Annotated in this window: 2 protein-coding genes and 1 pseudogene; 2 read left to right on the top strand and 1 reads right to left on the bottom strand. The window is 53.7% G+C overall.

Annotated features, from left to right (window positions below):
- Positions 1-77: 77 nt before the first annotated feature.
- Positions 78-1,987: pseudogene (locus FD01_RS05200) on the bottom strand (fructose-1,6-bisphosphatase).
- Positions 1,988-2,192: 205 nt separating this feature from the next.
- On the opposite strand from FD01_RS05200, the gene spxB reads away from it, so the two are divergent.
- Positions 2,193-4,013 (top strand): pyruvate oxidase, encoded by a 1,821-nt coding sequence (gene spxB, locus FD01_RS05195; RefSeq protein ID WP_056963000.1) that lies wholly within the window; start codon positions 2,193-2,195, stop codon positions 4,011-4,013.
- A gap of 183 nt (positions 4,014-4,196) precedes the next feature.
- Positions 4,197-4,598, top strand: coding sequence for an alpha/beta hydrolase (locus FD01_RS05190; RefSeq protein WP_056962998.1), 402 nt, complete (start codon positions 4,197-4,199; stop codon positions 4,596-4,598).
- Positions 4,599-4,616 lie beyond the last annotated feature (18 nt).

Raw genomic sequence — 4,616 nt, 5'->3', positions numbered from 1 at the left:
CCGTGTGAATCGTGGGATTGCGCTGCTTTTTTGAAATTCTATGAATAATCCAGGTATAACTACTCTACCAAAGATTATCATTGACCGCTAGTTAGCCGCTGCAGGCGCGCTTTGAGCAGGCAGATTTGGACTTGCAACTGATGGCCAATATCGGTTTCCGCCACGGTCCGCCGCCGCGCTTCGGTTTCCACCACCCGCCTAGTCGACACAATGTCGGTCAGATGCGCAATCGCATCTTGGCGCGACACAAACGGCTGATGGGCCACCAGTTGCATCCCATAGGAATTGTCCAGCAAGGTGTAGCCGCCGATGCCGGTGGTTTTCTGGTAGGGCCGTGAAAAGCCGCCATCAATTACCAGCATCTGGCGATTAGCCATGATCGGCGAATTACCTTTTTTCACTGGTGTGTGGCCATTGATAATGTGTCCCCGCTCGCCATCCAGACCAAACGCCCTTAGCAGCTTTTGCACAAACGCTGGCTCATGGCGCAATCGATAGTAAGGATTGGGTTGTTCATCATGCGCCGCTTTATCTTCGATGAAATAGCGTTCAAAGGTGGTCATCTTTTGTTTACCAAACAGCGGTGAATACGGGCCGGTCCATAGATACCACAGTAGGTCATTGGCCAAGCTGCCTGGTTCCGGGTTTTGGTAGGCTTTGACCAGACTGGTACCGAGCAGGTCAAACAACGCTGCCCCACGATAGGTTTTACCGGCCAGCGTTAAGCCGACCAATTCACCGGCGTCATCGACGGGTACGCAGCCGTGAATGAGCAGGTTGCCATTGGTTTGCGGTACATGCTGCCATTTTCGACCAAAAAGTCCATGTGCCGATGCAGTTTTTCCGAATGAATGAAGGCCTGTACTAGTTGATCAATGACCGACTGTTCCATTGCGGTCAGTCGGTAGGGATCCGCTGGGTCGACCAGGTCAAAACAGCCATGGGTCAGCGGATAGGTCTGCCCATCAATCTTGATGTGCTGGCGATCTGGGCTGAGTTTGGCTAAGAGCAGGCGGTTCGCCATGCCAAATTCGGGCCGCCACTTGATCACTGGGCCTTCCAGTTTCAGTTGAATGATCAAAATGGCCTGGTGAATTTGGGTAATGGCACGCCGCTCGCCATCGCTGAGCGTAGTGCCGGCTGGGACTTTCGGTTGAAACGCGGGATTGTCCCCATCGTAGCGCTCCCCCAGCCGCGCAAGGTGGCGCAGGTTGATGCCATAAGTGTCTTCCAAGATTTCCAAGTTGGCATACCGCGCGCAGATCCGCACCAAGTTCGCGATATTCAGCGCTGATCCAGCGGCCCCACCAAGCCACAAAATATCATGGTTGCCCCACTGGAAATCAACATGCCCCCGGTGCATCAATGCCTCGACCACCCGGTGCGGCGCCGGGCCGCGATCATAAATATCACCGATAATGTGAATTTGATCCACGGTCAGTTGCTGGATGGTGTGGGCGGTGGCCTCAATCCAGGCTGTCACCTGCCCCAGCGCAATCAGATTTTGAATGATGGCCCAGTAATACGCCCGCTTGTCCGCTGCTTGCGGATCGTTGAACAATAGCTCCTCGGTAATATATACGAACTCAGGCGCCAGCGCTTTGCACACCTTCGAACGGGTGTACTTCGTCGCGGTGTACGCCAGCAGTTGCGCCAACCGCAGTGCCTGGTCGCGGTACCACTGCTCAAGCTCAGCTGGCGCCAACGCGGCCTGGGCTCGGGCCACCATTTCGCTGGGATAATAGACCAAAAAAGCAAACTGCTGCCGAGTTTGCTCTGTCATTTGCCCGCCAAAACATTCGCTGATCTTAGTTTTGACATTCCCACTGCCATTGCGCAAGACATGGGAAAACGCATCGTACTCCCCATGAATATCACTCATGAACGCCTCGGTTGGCTTCGGCAAATTCAAAATGGCACTTAAGTTGATCAACTCCGTCGTGATAGCTGGCACCGTCTGGAACGCGGCCGTGGGATCTTGGCTCATGCTCTGCCTCCTTGGTTGGTTCGACTATGCATTTGACTGTAGCACAGAACCGGCTGCAATTAAAACGTTGTCATTCAGCTTGAGCACTTCTTAATCGTTGTATTACTTTTTTGAATTATCTGTTGTAATCGGTTTCAATTCGTGATACATTGTGGACATGATAGTTGCAGACAACTAAATAACATCACACAAGGAAGTGCTCATCATGACAAACACCACACCAGCTAGCGTCGCCATGCTTAAGGTTATTGAAGCTTGGGGTGTGAAACATATTTTCGGTTACCCAGGTGGTTCATTTAACTCCACGATGTCTGCGTTGGAGCAAGAAAAAGAACGTCTTCAATACATCCAAGTCCGCCATGAGCAAGTGGGCGCGTTAGCCGCCGCGGCCGACGCCAAACTTACCGGCAAAATTGCCGTCACCTTTGGCTCCGCCGGCCCTGGCGCCACCAATCTACTCACTGGGTTGTACGACGCCCGTGAAGACCACGCGCCGGTGCTGGCACTGATTGGTCAGGTGCCGCATGACAAAATGAACTATAACTTCTTCCAGGAATTCGATGAAAACCCAATTTTCGCCGATGTTTCCTGCTACTGCCGCACCGTTATGACGCCAGAAAGCCTGCCTTATGTGGTAGACAAGGCCATCAGAGAAGCATACAAGCATCGCGGCGTGGCTGTGGTCATCATCCCCAACGATTTCGGCTATGTCCAAATCCCGGATGTGCCATACAAGAGTAGTTCCCCGACCGACAACAAGCCGCAGCCGGAACCAGCGGCGACCGATGAAGAAGTCGACCAGGTGCTGGCTATGGTCAAAGCAGCGAAGCGGCCGGTCATTCACGTCGGCCGGGGAATCAAAAACGGCGGCGACCAGCTGATTGAACTGTCAAAAAAGCTCCAGATTCCGCTGATTATGACCGGTTTGACCAAAGGCCTGCTCTCTGAAGACTACGAAGGCAACCTCGGCCCGGTTAACCGCGCCGGCTCCAAAGCCGCCAACGAAATCATGGATATTGCCGACCTAGTGATTGCTTTAGGGACAGACTTCCCATTTGCCAATAATGTCTACACCCGCCATGACTTCAAGTTTATCCAGGTCGATCATGACGAGGCGCAATTCGGCCGCCACCACTACCTCGATCTTGGGGTCTGGGCCGACGCCACCCAGTTTGTGAACAAGATGCTCGAACGCAGCCAGCCCCAGCCGGCTTCCGCCTTTTTCCAGGCAGCTGTGGCTGACCAAAAGAACTGGCAGGCTTACCTTAAGAAGCTCGCCACACGCCGCACCAACCCGCTTGAATTCGAACCAGTTTACAACGAACTCAATCGCATCGCCAATGACCGCACCGTGGTGTCCTTGGATGTCGGCGACAACACCATCAACTTGTTGCGGTATATGAACGTGAAGCCGACTAACAAGTGGGTCGTGTCCGCCTTGTTCGCTTCCATGGGTGCAGGCATCCCCGGGGCCATTGCCGGGGCGCTAAGCTTCCCTGACCGGCAAGTGGTTTCCATTTCTGGCGACGGGGCCTTCTCGATGGTGATGCAAGATCTGATCACCGAAAAGAAATACCACCTGCCAATATTGAACATCGTTACCTCGAACACCACCCTAGGCTTTATCCGGGATGAGCAAGCCGACATTCCTGGCATGCACGATTACAGCGGCATTGACTTGGAAGACCAAGACTTTGTCAAAATTGCTGAAGGCATGGGTGTTGAAGGCGTGACCGTGACCAAGAGCGATGATTTGAAAGCTGCTTTTGATCAGGCGGCAGCCGTGCTCGCCGCTGGCCGGCCCTTTGTCATCAACGCCAAAATCACCTTGAAGCGCGGATTCCCAGTTGAAGCGCTGAAAGTCGCGATTAAGGATGGCCGCGTGGTGGAAACCGTAGATCCTGCCTTCAATGCCAATGACGTTGAGCACCATGTCGATGACCTCCAAGGCCTGTTCGACTACTACGACGGCGAAGAACTCAAACCGCTGCAGCACTTCCTCGATAAAGCGCAGGTCACCCTCTAGCCGTATTCCTGATCACAGGTACCTTCTACTTTTGCCGAAGCAGAGATCGCGCCGTCTGGCCAAGTGCCAGCCGGCGTTTTTGAATCCAGACTGCAAGCAAAGGCGGTCTTACAACATTGTTATTTGCCGCTGCCTGGATTTTCCACTAAACTGAAGGTAATTTCAGAAAAGAGGCGCAGGTCAATGCCAAAAGGATGGTGGGTCATTTTACTCGCGCTGATCAGCTTCGGACTGGCGCCGCAAACGGTGCACGCCAGCAGCCAGCGGCAGGTGCCGACGCTCTACTTGCATGGTCATCACGGTGGCCCTAATTCGATGGTGCCGCTGATGACCGCCGCCCAGCGCACGGATCATGCCACCGCGGTCGTGACCGCGACGGTTGACGGTGATGGCCACGTCCATCTCGAAGGCGACTGGCCAGTCGCCACCCATCGGCCGCTGATCAAAATCGTATTCAAAAATAATCGCACGCTAAATTATCATCGCATTGCGGACTGGCTGCGCAACGTGATTGAAACGCTGCAAAGTCATTACCAAATTACCAAGTTTAATCCTGGATTATTCACCTCGGTATTTGGGACATGAAATCGCATCTGGCCGGTC

Origin of the sequence: Lacticaseibacillus manihotivorans DSM 13343 = JCM 12514, from assembly GCF_001435035.1 — a bacterium.
In the GTDB taxonomy this organism is placed as follows: Bacteria; Bacillota; Bacilli; order Lactobacillales; family Lactobacillaceae; genus Lacticaseibacillus; species Lacticaseibacillus manihotivorans.
This window is presented reverse-complemented; position numbering and strand designations above follow the sequence as displayed.